Raw genomic sequence first — 15184 nt, 5'->3', positions numbered from 1 at the left:
ATTTAATCTCCTTCACGAATAAAATTAATGAGATACTGCTTTGCTTTTTCTTCTAATAAAGCTAGTAGCTCTTCTCGTTTCCCTTCACTAAAGACCTTTACATCTTGCTCTGAACCAATAAATAACGTACTCACGTAGCTTAAAAAGGACAAATGATGAGGTGTGATTTCTTTTGGAGCTGCATAAACTACAATTCGTTTCACCCACTCATGACCTTCAATCATCGACGGTAGTGAGATCGCTTCCTCTAAATCAATGACATTGAAAAAGGGATCGCGGACCGCATCATTACGTCCATGATACAATGCAATATCCGTATTCGGAATCGCAAGCCCACCCACCCGTTCACGCTCTTTAAGCATCGTCACAATCGCATCAACGTGATCGACAAAACCAAGCCGATGCATCTCTTCTACACTCGCTTCGATTCCTTGCCATACGTCGCGATGGGAGAAAAACCGAATCGATTCGAGTAACCGTTCTATCATCGCGCTTAATGAGGAGATTTGCTGAAATGCGACCTTCACGCCGACGGTTGATCTTGAGTTTTCGTTGGGTTCTTTGTCGGTAAGCCACGAATGTACTGACGGATTTCTTTCACTTCCTGTTCCGTTAATACCGGACTTACATGAAATACTCGGTCCATATCATCAATATTCACCGTTGAGATAATCACATCGTAATTTGCTTTTTCCTTACTCAGTTCTAACAATGAAGCATTTTTAATTGTTGAGATTTCAGGAATTTCTTGCTCGATTCGACTCGCTAACATTTTTGCAGAACCGATGCCACTAGGGCAAATAACTAGAGCAGACACGTGGTGGCTACGCTTTCTTCTCTCAAGAACCGAACCAAAATGCAAACACAAATAACCAATCTCTTCATCTGGTAACTGTAATGGCTCAAAAGCAACTTGTGCTTGTCCACGCACAATGTTGAACAACGTTTCATAATCATTTTGTAATCGTTGAAGCAATGGGTTTGAAATGTGCATTCCTTGACGAATTCGATAAAGCGCAGGCTTTAAATGGGCGAGTAAGTCCTGAACAAGTGTTGGACCATAAATCGAAGTGTTTAGCTCTTTTTCAACACCATAAATGAGTGTTTTAATTCGACCGATTAACTCCGCATTCTGCTCCTCAAATGGCAGACTTTGACTCCCACTAATTCGAGCTCCTCGCAAGTGCATAGCAAGGTACCCTACTTCTTCACCTGGAATGCGAATGTTCATTTGTTTTTCTAACGCTCGTGCAAGCATTGAAGCCACTTCAAACTCTTCCATTTTGCGCAATGCTTCTAACTGATCGGTATCCATCATTATGATTTCTCCAAGTTCTAACCGCTTCACAGCAAGCGCCGTATGAACAACTAGAGCAATTAACGATTGATCGGCTATATACGGAAACAACGCAGGCTTCTCTGTTTGAATGACATGGGAGACTTCTTTAACCCGTTCGACATCAACGATATGAAGTAATCGTTCAGCAATTTGATTGTGAACGTTCTCTTCATAAAGCACCTCATACAATTCACTTTCATTAAAGTGAATTGCAATAATGCCACTAAGTGCTCGTCGTTTACGTTCTTCAGCACCTTGAATCTCAATGCCGTATCCCCTTTTCCTAACCACTTGTAGACCATATGTTTCGAGCCATTGTGACGCCTTATCTAAGTCTGAGCTGATTGTAGCAGCTGTCACACGTAACTCTGATGAGAGTGTAAAAAGCTTTACTGGTTCACGCTCTTGCAAGAGCCGAACAAGTAGGACTTGCTGCCGCTCATCACTCGTGTAATCACGATGGGTATCCGTTTTTACATACTGCGCTAATACGTGTGTGTCGCCTCGAAGTTGGACGGTTTGGTCAGGTAAACGTTGGAGATTGACATTAATCTTTGCAAGCTCTTTTTCTATCCCTTTTAAGTCTCTTTGAATCGTACGTAAACTAACAGAAGTAGCCTCAGCAAGTGAGGCTTGAGTCAACGGTGAAGACGCTGCTAAAAGCAGTGTCACTACCTGTCTTTCTCTTGCGGTAAGTTGCATTTGGCTACCTCCTTTATTAGTTTTTCAGACGTTCAACAAGTTCCGTGTATCTCGGACTATTTAAGAAGTTGTCAACCGAGATATGCTCAGCATTTGGCTGTTGCTCTTTTGCTCTTGTCGTTAAATCTTTATGCGTAATCACAAGATCCGCATCACTCGGAATGTTGCTAATGGATGTGTTTGACACATGGATCTCTGTTAATCCTGCCTTTTTGAACTTATCTTTTAGGATTGAAGCACCCATTGCACTTGAACCCATTCCAGCGTCACACGCAAAAATGACTTTGTTGATTGCTTTGTCATCCACCGCGTCACTCTCTTGAACAACCTCGTCTTCGTTGCCTTGTAACTTATCTATAATCTCTTTATAGCGAGGGCTGTTCATGAAATTATCGACGGATACGTGTATCGCATTCGGATGCTGTTCCTTCGCTCGTGTCGTCAAATCTTTGTGCGTAATGACAAGATCTGCGTGTTCAGGAATGTTACTAATGGATGTGTTGCTCACATCTACACCTTCAATTCCTGCTTTTTTAACGCGATCTTTCATAATGGATGCGCCCATCGCACTTGAGCCCATGCCCGCATCACAAGCAAAAATGATTGTAGATACTTGGCTGAATTGATTTGCCTCTGGCTCTGCTTGTGTTGCTTCATTGTTTTTGCCAGATTTCATAGCCGCTACTTTCGCTTGTGCCTCTTCAATGTTTTCCACTTCACCTTTACGATCAAACTTCAAGATTGGCGCTGCAATTGCGAAGGTAACAGCAGCTGCAACGAGTACAGAAATAATTGCACCAAGGTGACTTCCGCTAGCCGCAAACGCTAGGATCATAATAATACTTCCTGGTGCTGGCACACTTGTTAACCCAACATCCAATAACTGCACCATAAACACACCACTCATACCACCTGCAATGACCGCAACAATAAGAAGTGGTTTCATGAGGACGTATGGGAAGTAAATTTCGTGAATACCACCGAAGAAGTGAATGACACCCGCACCGTAAGAGGAGGCTTTCGCTGCACCTTTTCCAAAAATCATAAAGGCTAGCAAAATACCAATACCTGGTCCAGGGTTTGCCTCAAGCATGAATAACATCGACTGTCCATACTCATACACTTGGCTAGTCGCAAGTGGACTAATAATTCCATGGTTAATCGCATTATTTAAGAAAAGAATCTTGGCTGGCTCGATAAAGAGAGAGACAAGTGGTAATGCACCGATTGAAATCATCGCATCAACACCCGCACCGAGCGCCACTGTGAACCCTTGTACAACAGGACCTACCGCAAGCGAACCAATGATCGCGAGTAATGCACCGATAATACCGGCGGAGAAGTTGTTAATTAACATCTCAAAGCCTGGACGCACTTTACCGTCCATAACTTGGTCAAACTTCTTAATCACATAACCCCCGAGAGGTCCCATGATCATTGCTCCGATAAACATCGGTATATCTGCCGCTACAATAACACCCATTGCGGCTGTTGCACCAACTACACCACCTCGGAAATCGTGGATCATTCGCCCACCAGCAAACGCAATAAGTAACGGTAGTAAGTAGAACACCATTGGATCTACGAAAGCTTCTAACATGCCAATTTCAGTCGGTACGGCAATTGCGGTTAAGATACCCCAAGCAATAAATGCCCCGATGTTCGGCATAATCATACTACTTAAATGACTACCAAACCGTTGAATACGTGCACGGATACTTTTTTTCTCAGACACGTACGGTTCCCCCTTTGCTATGTTGTTCATTTTATTAATTCAAGTGTAGCGTGCCCTAACGCGTGCAACAATAAAAGGAAAATGCAATCTTGTCGCCAACGCGACGACAAGATTGCATTTGTTGAAAGCGGATACATGAAATTTATATTGACAAAATCACACGCACAGTCATATAGTTAGTTACATAACCAACTAACCAATTAACTAAGTCGTTTACGAAGGCGGTGATGTCGATTGCGACCGACATTAGATGATACTCGACCGATCTACTTGCAAATTAGAGAAATGATTGAAGATGAGATTATTGAAGGAAGACTACTCGAAGAAACACAAGCACCTTCTACGAACCAGCTCGTCGCATTTTATAAAATCAACCCAGCCACGATTTTAAAAGGAATCAACCAGCTCGTAGATGCTGGAATTCTGTATAAGAAACGGGGAGTCGGGATGTTTGTTGCTTCAGGTTCCAAACAACAATTACTTGAGAAAAGAAAAGAGCATTTCTTACGAGAATATGTTGAACCGATGCACAAAGAAGCAGAACGTCTAAGCATTTCTGAAGATGAATTGCACTCATTGATATTCAAAAGAGGAGGACATCCAAATGAAGATTAACTTTAATCAAGTCTCGTTTACACGTAAACAAAAAACGATTCTGCATAATATTTCATTTCAACTTGAAGGACCCAAAATCGTTGGGCTTCTAGGTCGGAATGGCGCTGGTAAAACAACCTTATTATCCATTCTCACTGCTTTTCAACAAGCATCAAACGGGACAGTAACTCTTAATAACGAGACTACGTTTGAAAATGAACACGCAGTGGAGCAAATGATCTTCGTTCGTGACCATAACTTCGAATATGAAACGGAAAAAGTAGGCGATTATATTGAAACCTATGCGAAGTTCCGTCCTAATTTCGATCACGACTATGCATCAACTATTAAAACGGTTTCGGGTTTCTAAAGACTTAGAAGTTGCCAAATTATCCAAAGGAATGGCCTCTGCAATGCAAGTGGTCATCGGTTTAGCCAGTCGAGCTCCTGTGACCATTTTTGATGAAGCCTATTTAGGCATGGACGCTCCAGCAAGGGAGTTGTTCTACAAAGAAGTGCTAAACGATTTTATGGAACATCCTAGGCTGATCATTCTATCCACTCACCTTATTTCTGAAATGGAGACGTTATTTGAAGAAGTAATCATCATTAAAAACGGTAGCCTTTTTACTCACGAAGATAAAGAAGCATTTCAACAGCGCGGATACCGCATTACCGGAGACGAACAAAGCGTAAATGAGTTCTCGAAAGACAAAACGATTGTCGCGACCCAACAACTTGGACCGACGAAGTCTGTTATGATTTACGGTTCATTTACTGACGATGATCAGCGTCGCTTAGCTGAGCTGAATTTAGAACGCTCATTCGTTTCCCTTCAAGATCTTTTTATTCACTTAACGGAGGAGGAGAATGAAGATGACGAGTAAACAATCTCTCGCCATTCGTACTCAAACAAAAGAGTTCTCATCATGGTCAGTATGGTATATTAGCATCTATTTACTCATCTATATTGGGATTAACGTCGTAACGTACTTTACTCAAGGCGAAATTACGTGGACGTTTATTGAAGGGTCCTTTTCATCAACACTGTATTCATGCTCATTGTCGGACTACTATCAATGGGAGGCTTTTTGAACCACTACCTTTCCACAGGACTCACACGTCGGATTTACTTTCGAAGTGTGCTCTTTTCAGGAATCCTCGTTACGGTCGTGATTGTGATCTTTACAACCTTACTCTCGTTCTTGATACACGGAGTGCTGTTAGCAACCGGATGGGATCAACTGTATTCAGATAGAATTATTGAAAATCAAAGCATGTTTCCTTCAATCGTAGAGTCTTTAACTTATTCGGCGAGTATCCTACTATTCTTTCTAATCGGGTGGTCGATTAGCTTCGGATTTTACAAACATTGGGTTCAGGGTGCACTATATATCGCATTAGGTGTTGCAATCACTATGATTACGAGTCATCCGCTTTTCGAATCAATTTTACCGATTTACTTTACCCTCTTCTTTATTGGTTTTTACGTATTCCTACTCCATCGTGGTACGAGAACACTCGATGTGAGACCGTAACGATTGAAACGCCGGGATTTTTTGTCCCGGCGTTTTTTCAATTAGTTAGCATCAAGTTGCAACACTGTATGAAGTAAGACTTCTACTCCATTGTGTAAATCATGATCATAGCTTAATTCATCTTCCCGGTGGCTAACGCTTGAACGCTCGGAATGAAGACCATTCCCGTTTTCCCGAAATACGGCATGTATTTCGAATCATGTCCTGCCCCACTATATAGTTTCATTCTCGTTAAACCGAGATTATCCGTCGATTTTTCAATCGCTCCCAACACATCTTCATCAAATAAAACGGCTGGACTCGCCCACAACTCATTGACTGTAACCGATGTTCCATCAAGCGCTGCTTGTTGTTTGAGAGCATGACGCATCTCATCAAGTGCAGCCATTCGCAACGTATCGTCTTCATGACGAACATCAAGCACCCACTCCACGTTGCCAGGTACGACATTCGCCACATTTGGGTGCACGTGTAGCTTCCCGACCGTCGTTTTTAAACCGCTATAAGAATTTGTTATTTCATACAATGTTGAGATCATACGCGCCGAACTCGCTAGGGCATCTTTTCGGTCTTCCATCGCAGTTGGTCCTGCGTGATTTTTTTCACCGATGACGTTTACGTCTAACCAATCCATCCCTTGAATTCCACCAACAACACCAATCTGTTTACTGTTTCGTTCAAGCATCGGACCTTGTTCAATGTGTAATTCTAAGTAGTATTCTGCTTCTTTGAGACGGTACTCTTCTTTCCCAACATAACCGATCTCTTGAAGAGCTTGCTCAAATGTTATACCTTTTTCGTCTTGAATCTCATAAACAAATGACTTATTAAAATGCTCGGTAATAGCGCCACTCCCGAGCATCGGTTGCGGAAACCGTGCTCCTTCTTCATTTGTGAAATTTACAATTATGATTGGACGCTCGGTTTGAATGTGATCGTCATTGAATGATTCAACGACTTCTAAACCAGCTAATACGCCAAGAACCCCATCAAATCGTCCCCCATATGGCTGTGTATCTAAATGTGAGCCGATCACAATCGGTTTTAAATGAGGGTTTTTCCCTTCTCTTCGACCGTACATATTCCCAAAGTCATCAATCGTAGTCGCTAACCCCGCTTGCTCAAACCACACCTTCAGTTGGTCACGAATTTCTTTGTCAGCCTGAGATAACGCTAAACGGTGTAACCCATTATTGTCAGTTCTCCCGACTTCTGAACTTCGTTTCACATAACGATTAAACCGTTCATGATTGATCTTTTTGCTTAGTTTGTTAGGCATCAGTCACCCCTCCTAAGCTTCTACAATGCAATGATTATGCCAATCGGGCCAAAATCACGCCGATGAAGGTCTTCCATACAAGATTCAGTCACAGATCCTACTTGCTACGCAATATTGGCACGATAATACCGATGACGAGAGTCGGAGCAACAGTTCCTTACTTCACCTATTTTTTACACGCAGCACGCAATTTGCTTAAACAACGAAGATAATTGAGTCAAATATGAATCAAATGCACGTCTCCCAGAGGATATTGATTCATATTTGAATATAATAACGTTTTATTTTTCATGATTGAATCAAATTGTACAAATAAACAAAGAATTCACCCTAAAAAAGCGATATTCTAAATGTTTTCGTTGGCATCCTTCTTGCAATAACAGAATACAAACCAAATGATGCAGGAGGATTATTCATGACAAATCAATCAATCGAACGCTTGAATCAAGCCATTGAAGAGCTATGGGACGAGCAACTTTTGTTCCTAAAATCACTGACCTCTTTCAAGAGCACACTCGGAAACGAGGCACAAGTACAACACTTCATTCGCCATCAACTTGATGATATGAAGCTTGAAACAAACGCCTTTGACCCTGATCCAGAACGCCTTCGCAAATATGAGAACTACGGTTCTCCAGAATGGGACTATACGAATCGTCCAGTCGTTGTTGGAGAGTGGAAAAATGACGGCAAAAAAACAGGTAAGAGTTTAATCTTGCAAGGACACATTGATGTTGTTAGCGCTGAGCCTGAGCATCTATGGACACACGCTCCTTACCAACCTGCCATTGTAGAAAATCGCCTCTATGGTCGTGGTGCTGTCGACATGAAAGGCGGTGTGTCCGCCATGGTTTACGCATTAAAAGCAATTCAAAAATCAGGCATACAACTTGGTGCTGACGTTCAAATTCAAACGGTCATTGAAGAAGAATGCACCGGAAATGGTGCACTCGCATTGCTTGATGCAGGTTACGTCGCTGACGGTGCATTGATTCCAGAACCTACAAACTTACAAGCCATGAAAACGCAACTCGGCGTTATGTGGGTCCGCGTGAATGTTCGTGGTCAAGGCGCTCACGTTGAACGGGCAGAACGTGCTCAAAACGCCATTAATAAAGCGAGCAAGCTCATCGCCGCACTTGATGATTATCGTGAGCACATTAATCAACGACCGAAACATAAACACTTTGAAAACCATGCACACCCTCTAAATGTGAACGTTGGCGTCATCCATGGCGGTGACTGGGCATCGAGCGTACCGACCGAATGTTATTTTGAAGCACGAATCGGATTTTACCCAGACCAAAAGCCTGAAGAGATTCAAGCTGAAGTAAAACAATGGATTCTGGATGCTGCAGCAAAAGACGAATGGTTAAAAGAACAACCACCTACTGTTTCCTTCTTTGGATTTAGCGCACCAGGTCGTGAAGAAGAGGGCGATACCGAGCTATACGATGTTCTAGAAAAAGCACATACCGCAACGACTGGAACGGAGTTACAACGACTGGCGTTTACAGCGACGACAGACGTTCGTGCATTTGAAGAATTTGGCATTCCATCCACATGCTACGGCCCAACGGGCGAAAACATGCATGGGGTTGATGAGTACATTGATTTGGATAGTTTAAAGACGGCTACGAAAACCATTGGCGCCTTTATCTTAGATTGGTGCCAAGAAAACTAAACGATAACGGGGAATTGGAATGTACATCACTGAGTCGACACAACCAATCTTAATCGCACTATTAGTTGCTTACGTTTTAATTATTTTGTTGTACTCGTATTATTTCTATCGAAAAACGAATACGTACGAATCGTACAACATGGGCGGAAGAGCGATGCCGTTAATCCCAATGATTTTAACAATTATCGGCGCTGCAGTCGGTGGCTCAACCGTGCTCGGATTTATGACAGATGCGTATCAATTCGGACTTGGTCAAGTATGGCTAGTCGTTTCTTTAGCGCTAGCACTATCGATTTTTACGCTCTTTTTTGCAAAGCGCATTCGCATTCTAGGAGACAAACATAAACTCTTCTCAGTAGGTGATTATGCTGTACTACGTTACGGAAGTGCCGCGAGGTACCCTGCTTTCATCGGGAACATCGCCGCTCTTGGAGCTCTTACAGGTCTGCAGTTCGTCGCGCTTGCAACGGTACTGAATTTAATTTTCGGTCTTGATATGACCGTAGGTATTATCGTCTCTTGTATTATCATTACACTAAAGACCTACCTTGGCGGACTCACTGCTGTCATTTGGACAGACGCGATTCAAGGTACGATTCAAACACTCGGTATTTTGACGATGTTTTTGTTCGTCTACTATTACACAGGCGGTTGGGACAATGTTGTAAGCAATGTTGAAACTAGTCCTGTCATTGCAAATGATTACTTACAAATGTTCAACATGCCTCTAGCTGAGTTTCTGATGCCGTTTGCAACCATTGGTGCTGCAATGCTCGTAAGACAAGATACGTGGCAACGTGTCTGGGCAGCGCGGAATTTATCAACCACATTAAAAGCAAACTGGGTTGCTGTTATTCTCATGTTCGTCACCGGACTAATGATTATAATCATTGGGGTAATGGCTCGGGCAGGACTTGGCATTGAAACGGATCGACCTGATCTCATTTATTATGACGTCATTTTCGGGGCGTTACCGTTTTGGCTCTCAGCATTAATGTTCATCACACTAGTTGCCATCATTATGTCTTGTGCAGATTCCTTCTTTATTGCGGGCTCAACCATCATGGTAAGCGATATTATAAAACCGGTATTTAAAATAACCGATGACAAAAAGTTACTGTCTGTTAGCCGTCTCATGGTCATCGCTATGGCCATCTTCTCACTAAGCCTTGCGTTATTAATCCCAAGGCTTGTAGAACTATGGATGACAGGGTCTGCTATTCTCGTTGCCGGACTGTTCGCTCCTATCTTGATCGGTCTGTTCTGGTCACGACCAGATAAAGTTGCCGGTCTCGCCTCCATGTGGACAGGTCTCATTCTTGCTGTATTTTGGCAACTGCTCGGTCACCCTTTCGGCATTCATCCTGTATTTATTGGTTTGCCACTATCTTTACTCGTATTACTCGTGCTTAGTTTCCGAAAGAAAGCAGCATAACTCAACGCGCAGCGAATCGTTCCGCTGCGCTTTAGTTTTTATTGTTAATCGCATAAATGATCTGCTGTTCACCGAAACGTTCGACTGTCGTTTCTTTTTTCATTCCTATACTTTCTAGCAAATGACAAGATCGAGTGTTTGCCGCTTGCGTTTCTGCAACGACCTTCGTCAAGTGAAGGTTTTGAAATGCATACTGTACAACGGCGCTGACTACTTCTTTCCCATATCCCATCCCCCACCATTCAGGAAGTAGTTGATATGAGACTCATCATTGATTTGATCATGATGTAACGCGATTGAAACCGTTCCAATAAAAGATCCCGTCCTCTTCTCAATGACAGCTGCAAAACGCCCCTCATCCGGCTCGTTTAAGCGTTTAATCAAACGTTTAATTAACGCTTCCTCCACGGGCCCACCTAAGTACCTTCGAACTTCTTCATCTTGATAGACTCTCAAAACACCTTGTCGATCGCACGCCTTTAAAGCACGAAGTTTACACCGATTCGTTTCAAGATTCATAGACATTCCCCCTATAAAGTTGCTCTCCTTCAACCATACAACGCATCGATCTATGCTACACTAAACGCTATACAAAAAACGAGGAGAGTAGTGAATGCAGTACAACCAGCTATTTCAAAATAAACGTTTACAAGCAGTGCTTGACCAACTTCCTATTTCTGTATTCGTTGCCGACCATGAAGGCTTTGTCGTTTGGAATAATCACATTAGCGCTGAAGGCATTGGCCTATCTCAAGCTGAAATGGCTGGCAAACATGTCAGTGATTTAGAAAAACAAGGCATCCTCAACCTTCTGTTACACGTCTCGCACTCGAACAGAAAAAGCAAATTACTCGCGTACAAGTCATCAATGAACATCTGAAACAACTCATGGTTGCAAAACCGATTTACAATGAAACTGGTCAGATCGAATTAATCATCTCCATTAGCCAACAATTCGAACATATCGGACAAGATGATGAAAGCATTGATGAAATCAACGACCTCATTCAAACGTATATTCTTGAGTTACACCGCTTTTATATGCAAGCGCCTTCAAGAGAATCTAATAAGCGCGCCGTTACGAAAAGCAAGGCAGCGAAAGCTTTAGAACAGAAGGTAACGAGAATATCATCCTTGCCATCTACAGTTCTGTTGACAGGTGAAACAGGCGTTGGGAAAAATTATACTGCACGTACCATTCATGATTACAGCCAAAGACGCTCGAACTCTTTTTTAACGCTGAATTGTAGTACCATCCCAGAATCGTTGCTCGAAAGTGAACTGTTCGGTTACGTAAAGGGAGCGTTTAGTGGTGCCAATTCTACCGGGAAGACAGGGCTCGTTCAAATGGCTGAAGGAGGCACATTATTTCTCGATGAAATCGCTGAACTTCCTTATGCCATGCAAGCCAAGCTGTTAGAACTCGTCCAAGACAAAACCTTTTTGCCAATCGGAAGTACCGAAAAACGACGAGCAGACATCCGCATTATCGCAGCCACAAATCAAAATCTCGAAACGTTAGTACATCACAAGCAATTTCGCTCTGACTTGTACTACCGATTAAACGTGTTCCAAATCGAAGTTCCTTCATTAAAAGAACGACTTGAAGACCTTCCACTGCTAGCCTATCAATTCGTTCAAAAATTTAATGAAGAATATCATCAACAGAAAAAACTCTCGCGTGAGGCAATCGAAACATTGACACACTATTCCTGGCCAGGGAACATTCGCGAACTCCAACATGCCATTGAGCGTGTATGTGTGTTTGCTGAGAACGACACGATTTCACCTGACGACTTTAAGAAAGAGCTTCAATTTACAGACCCTGAACAATCACTCGCTTTTGAAAAGCACGAAAACGAAACACTCCGCCAATTTCTAGAACGCATCGAGAAAAACGTCATCTTGCAAGCCGCAGACGAACATAGAAACTCTAGAGAAGCCGCCAAAAGTCTTGGCATGTCACAACCTACCTTTTCTAGACGTGTAAGAAAATACGAAACGTAAGTCATGCTAACTGGCGCTCGATCTGTTTCGTTCTATCCTAACTACAAACCGTACACAGCTTCTTTTAACGTTGTGACTGCTTCTTCCATCTGTTCTTCACTTAGCCGCGCAAACCCGATGACGAGGCTCGGTTGCGTTGATGTGTAGACTTGTTGATAAAAACGGCTTGTCCCGTACACTTCTAACCCGAGCGCCTTCGCGCGCTCTAAAATCTCTCGTTCCCCTCGCTCTGATTTAACTGTTACAACAAAGTGCAACCCTGAATTGGCACCAGTAATTTCGATTGTACGTTCGAACGCCTTCTCAAGTTCTTCAATTAAACGCTCTCGCCGCACTCGGTATAGCTTTGTCATTTTTTTTATATGTTTCTGGTATTCCCCTGTCTCAATGAAGCGCTGCAATGTGAGTTGTGCGAGTGTACTACATGAAGACATAAGAAATGCCAGTTTGTCGCGATACTTTTCAAGAAGAGGAACTGGCAACACCATGTAGCTAATGCGAAGACCGGGCAATAACGACTTTGAAAACGTACCGGTATAAATGACACGATTAGAACCATCTAGGCTTTGTAGTGACGGTACAGCATCGGCGTCATAAATAAATTCGCTATCGTAATCATCTTCGATAATGTACCGATTCTCATTCGTTACCGCCCAGTTCAAAAGCTCGATTCTTCTTGAGATCGGCATAATGATTCCAGTTGGAAATTGATGAGATGGCGTCGTAATCACCGTCGAAACACGACTCTTTTCTAAATATGACACAGAGACACCTTGGTCATCGAGTGGGACGTATGCCACTGAACGCCCCTCACTTTCTAGCAGATGGCGCAACCGTTGATACCCAGGTTCTTCAATGCCATACGTTGTATCTGGATTCATAATAGAAGAAAGCTGCCGCAACAATTGCTGGGTTCCTGATCCGAGTACGATTTGTTCGGGGCGGCATTTCACACCTCTCGTTAAACGTAAAAATCGAGCCAACGTCTGCCTGACGGTATACAACCCTTGTGGATGCACGTAGTTCTCTAGTTGTTTTCGTTCCGCCTTTAGTGCCTGTTGCTCACACTTCAACCAACTATCTAACGGAAACGAAGCATGATCAGCACTCATATGTGAAAACGAAGCAATGTGCTCCTTTGTTTTCTCATCTTCGCGTAAATGAGAAGGGAGTTCTTGCAACGCTTCATTTGGCTCCACTTCAAACATCGTGATTTCTTCTACAAAGTAACCCATACGTTCCTTTGCGTAGACGTAACCTTCAGCGACCAACTGCTGGTACGCCGCATTCACTGAATTAAAGCTCACACTTACATTCGCAGCAAGCTCTCGCTTTGACGGTAACTTATCGTGTGCCTTTAGATTTTTTTGTAATATCGCTTGCTTTAGTTGCTCGTATAGTTGTTGATACAAATACGTTTTACTTCTCGTCCGATCGATTTGAAAGGTAATCATTGTATCCCCTCATCTGGTACCATCAAATTTTTACTTTTGGTGCTTTTTATTTTACAGATGTGCAGTCAAAATAAAAAGAAAATACTACTTATGGGAGGCATTTATCATGACAGTTCAAACAAACGTAAGCACGGCTGAATGGCAAGAAAAACGAGATCGTTACGTTGCACGAGGCGTCGGAAACGGTAATCGAAACATCGCCGCAAAAGGTGAAGGTGCAATTGTTTACGATCAAGATGACAACCGGTACATCGATTTCGCAGGGGCAATCGGTACGATTAACGTCGGTCACAATCATCCGAAAGTCAACGAAGCAATCAAAGCGCAAATTGATCAGTTCATTCACCCTGGGTTTAACGTCATGATGTACGCACCGTATATTGAACTAGCGGAAAAACTCTCTCACCTCACACCAGGAGATCACGAGAAAAAGGCCTTGTTCCTAAACTCTGGTGCTGAAGCTGTAGAAAATGCGGTTAAAATGGCTCGTAAATACACTGGTCGTCAAGCGATCGTTACGTTTAACCGAGCCTTTCACGGACGTACGAACATGACGATGAGCATGACGAGTAAAGTAAAGCCTTACAAATTCGGGTTCGGACCTTTTGCTCCTGAAGTGTATCAAGCGCCTTACCCGTATCTATACAAGCGCCCTGAAGAAATGAGTGAAGAGCGTTACACAGACTTTATCATTGAAGAATTTAACAACTTTTTCGTATCACAAGTTGCTCCTGAAACGGTTGCTTGTGTCGTCATGGAGCCAGTACAAGGTGAAGGTGGGTTTATCGTTCCTCCGAAACGCTTCGTACAACACGTCGCTCAATTTTGTAAAGACAACGGCATCGTTTTTGTTGCTGATGAGATTCAAACAGGGTTCTCAAGAACGGGTAAATTGTTCGCATCTGAACACTTCGGAATCGTTCCAGATCTAATGACTGTCTCGAAATCAATGGGAGCAGGCGTTCCAATCAGTGGCGTTGTCGGTCGTTCTGCCATCGTTGATGCTGCAGATCCTGGAGAGCTTGGCGGCACGTATGCAGGTAGCCCACTCGGATGTGTCGCAGCACTTGCTGTTCTTGACATTATTGAAGAAGAAAAATTAAATGAGCGCGCTGAACACATCGGTCAAATGATTGAAGATCGTGCGAACGAATGGATGAAAACAGATAACGGAATCGGGGAAATCCGCCGCTTAGGAGCGATGGTAGCCATTGAGCTCGTCACAGATCGCGAGACGAAGACACCTGATAAAGCACGTACAGCAGCGATTGCAAAGTATGCAAATGAAAATGGATTGCTTCTTCTTACTGCAGGTGTGAATGGAAACGTCGTACGCTTCCTATCCCCACTCGTCATCACAGATGAGCAACTTACAGAAGGTCTTGATATCGTTCAAGCTGCATTTCAAAACGCGTAA

The 15184-nt window shown here is 43.0% G+C and carries 15 protein-coding genes and 1 pseudogene; 10 read left to right on the top strand and 6 right to left on the bottom strand.

Annotation, left to right across the window (positions count from 1 at the left end; all coding sequences use genetic code 11):
• Window positions 1-2 precede the first annotated feature (2 nt).
• Genes JCM19038_RS06840 through JCM19038_RS06830 form a run of 3 tightly spaced genes read right to left on the bottom strand, consistent with a single transcriptional unit; the run spans window position 3 to window position 3776 of the window.
• Complete coding sequence (locus JCM19038_RS06840; protein ID WP_042416004.1) at window positions 3-527, bottom strand: PTS sugar transporter subunit IIA; 525 nt, start codon at window positions 525-527, stop codon at window positions 3-5.
• On the bottom strand, window positions 524-2041 hold the full coding sequence (locus JCM19038_RS06835; RefSeq protein ID WP_052361193.1) for a transcription antiterminator: 1518 nt from the start codon (window positions 2039-2041) through the stop codon (window positions 524-526). Before JCM19038_RS06835 ends, JCM19038_RS06840 begins: the two co-directional genes overlap by 4 nt.
• Window positions 2042-2057: 16 nt before the next feature.
• Entirely contained in the window at window positions 2058-3776 is a 1719-nt protein-coding gene (locus JCM19038_RS06830) for a PTS mannitol-specific transporter subunit IIBC (RefSeq protein WP_238554309.1), read from the bottom strand.
• Window positions 3777-4010: 234 nt separating this feature from the next.
• Between JCM19038_RS06830 and JCM19038_RS06825 the strand changes: the two genes are divergently transcribed.
• The 5 genes from JCM19038_RS06825 to JCM19038_RS06810 are packed head-to-tail and all read left to right on the top strand — an operon-like array spanning window position 4011 to window position 5908.
• The gene (locus JCM19038_RS06825) at window positions 4011-4391 is read left to right on the top strand and encodes a GntR family transcriptional regulator (protein WP_081831660.1); all 381 of its coding nucleotides are present in this window, start codon (window positions 4011-4013) and stop codon (window positions 4389-4391) included.
• Window positions 4381-4740 (top strand): ATP-binding cassette domain-containing protein, encoded by a 360-nt coding sequence (locus tag JCM19038_RS24945; RefSeq protein WP_307189983.1) that lies wholly within the window; start codon window positions 4381-4383, stop codon window positions 4738-4740. The genes JCM19038_RS06825 and JCM19038_RS24945 overlap by 11 nt, the downstream gene beginning before the upstream one ends.
• Window positions 4706-5257 (top strand): hypothetical protein, encoded by a 552-nt coding sequence (locus JCM19038_RS24940; protein ID WP_307189982.1) that lies wholly within the window; start codon window positions 4706-4708, stop codon window positions 5255-5257. Before JCM19038_RS24945 ends, JCM19038_RS24940 begins: the two co-directional genes overlap by 35 nt.
• Window positions 5247-5465: a hypothetical protein gene (locus JCM19038_RS06815; RefSeq protein ID WP_042415998.1), complete on the top strand. Its 219-nt coding sequence runs from the start codon at window positions 5247-5249 to the stop codon at window positions 5463-5465. Before JCM19038_RS24940 ends, JCM19038_RS06815 begins: the two co-directional genes overlap by 11 nt.
• On the top strand, window positions 5462-5908 hold the full coding sequence (locus tag JCM19038_RS06810) for a hypothetical protein (protein ID WP_042415995.1): 447 nt from the start codon (window positions 5462-5464) through the stop codon (window positions 5906-5908). The genes JCM19038_RS06815 and JCM19038_RS06810 overlap by 4 nt, the downstream gene beginning before the upstream one ends.
• Window positions 5909-6020: 112 nt before the next feature.
• Here the strand turns inward: JCM19038_RS06810 and JCM19038_RS06805 are convergent, their stop codons facing one another.
• Window positions 6021-7187, bottom strand: a complete 1167-nt coding sequence (locus JCM19038_RS06805) for a M20 family metallo-hydrolase (protein WP_238554308.1) — start codon at window positions 7185-7187, stop codon at window positions 6021-6023.
• Between the two features lie 415 nt (window positions 7188-7602).
• Here JCM19038_RS06805 and JCM19038_RS06800 point away from each other — a divergent pair, with 415 nt between their 5' ends.
• Together JCM19038_RS06800 and JCM19038_RS06795 are read left to right on the top strand one after the other, a co-directional pair.
• Complete coding sequence (locus JCM19038_RS06800; protein WP_042415992.1) at window positions 7603-8871, top strand: ArgE/DapE family deacylase; 1269 nt, start codon at window positions 7603-7605, stop codon at window positions 8869-8871.
• Window positions 8872-8890: 19 nt separating this feature from the next.
• Window positions 8891-10306, top strand: a complete 1416-nt coding sequence (locus tag JCM19038_RS06795; RefSeq protein ID WP_042415989.1) for a sodium:solute symporter — start codon at window positions 8891-8893, stop codon at window positions 10304-10306.
• A 31-nt stretch (window positions 10307-10337) separates the two neighbouring features.
• On the opposite strand, the pseudogene JCM19038_RS23400 reads toward JCM19038_RS06795, so the two are convergent.
• Window positions 10338-10825, bottom strand: a pseudogene (locus tag JCM19038_RS23400) (GNAT family N-acetyltransferase).
• Between the two features lie 94 nt (window positions 10826-10919).
• Here JCM19038_RS23400 and JCM19038_RS20505 point away from each other — a divergent pair.
• A complete protein-coding gene (locus JCM19038_RS20505) occupies window positions 10920-11186 on the top strand; it encodes a PAS domain S-box protein (protein WP_052361188.1) in 267 nt (88 codons plus the stop codon).
• Window positions 11187-11194: 8 nt separating this feature from the next.
• A complete protein-coding gene (locus JCM19038_RS06785; RefSeq protein WP_052361186.1) occupies window positions 11195-12313 on the top strand; it encodes a sigma-54-dependent Fis family transcriptional regulator in 1119 nt (372 codons plus the stop codon).
• A 41-nt stretch (window positions 12314-12354) separates the two neighbouring features.
• On the opposite strand, the gene JCM19038_RS06780 is transcribed toward JCM19038_RS06785, so the two are convergent.
• Complete coding sequence (locus JCM19038_RS06780; protein ID WP_042415985.1) at window positions 12355-13767, bottom strand: PLP-dependent aminotransferase family protein; 1413 nt, start codon at window positions 13765-13767, stop codon at window positions 12355-12357.
• Window positions 13768-13873: 106 nt separating this feature from the next.
• Between JCM19038_RS06780 and gabT the strand changes: the two genes are divergently transcribed.
• Window positions 13874-15184, top strand: coding sequence for a 4-aminobutyrate--2-oxoglutarate transaminase (gene gabT / locus JCM19038_RS06775; RefSeq protein WP_042415983.1), 1311 nt, complete (start codon window positions 13874-13876; stop codon window positions 15182-15184).

Origin of the sequence: Geomicrobium sp. JCM 19038, from assembly GCF_000698125.1 — a bacterium.
Taxonomy (GTDB): domain Bacteria; phylum Bacillota; class Bacilli; order Bacillales; family Marinococcaceae; genus Geomicrobium_A.
The sequence above is the reverse complement of the archived record's forward strand: the minus strand, read 5'-3'. Positions and strand labels throughout refer to the sequence as shown.

Coding starts and splice junctions, on each gene's coding strand:
- JCM19038_RS06835 (WP_052361193.1), bottom strand. CDS start 2,041: ATGCAACTTACCGCAAGAGAAAGACAGGTAGTGACACTGCTTTTAGCA.
- JCM19038_RS24945 (WP_307189983.1), top strand. CDS start 4,381: ATGAAGATTAACTTTAATCAAGTCTCGTTTACACGTAAACAAAAAACG.
- JCM19038_RS24940 (WP_307189982.1), top strand. CDS start 4,706: ATGCATCAACTATTAAAACGGTTTCGGGTTTCTAAAGACTTAGAAGTT.
- JCM19038_RS06815 (WP_042415998.1), top strand. CDS start 5,247: ATGACGAGTAAACAATCTCTCGCCATTCGTACTCAAACAAAAGAGTTC.
- JCM19038_RS06805 (WP_238554308.1), bottom strand. CDS start 7,187: ATGCCTAACAAACTAAGCAAAAAGATCAATCATGAACGGTTTAATCGT.
- JCM19038_RS06800 (WP_042415992.1), top strand. CDS start 7,603: ATGACAAATCAATCAATCGAACGCTTGAATCAAGCCATTGAAGAGCTA.
- JCM19038_RS06795 (WP_042415989.1), top strand. CDS start 8,891: ATGTACATCACTGAGTCGACACAACCAATCTTAATCGCACTATTAGTT.
- JCM19038_RS20505 (WP_052361188.1), top strand. CDS start 10,920: ATGCAGTACAACCAGCTATTTCAAAATAAACGTTTACAAGCAGTGCTT.
- JCM19038_RS06785 (WP_052361186.1), top strand. CDS start 11,195: ATGGTTGCAAAACCGATTTACAATGAAACTGGTCAGATCGAATTAATC.
- JCM19038_RS06780 (WP_042415985.1), bottom strand. CDS start 13,767: ATGATTACCTTTCAAATCGATCGGACGAGAAGTAAAACGTATTTGTAT.
- gabT (WP_042415983.1), top strand. CDS start 13,874: ATGACAGTTCAAACAAACGTAAGCACGGCTGAATGGCAAGAAAAACGA.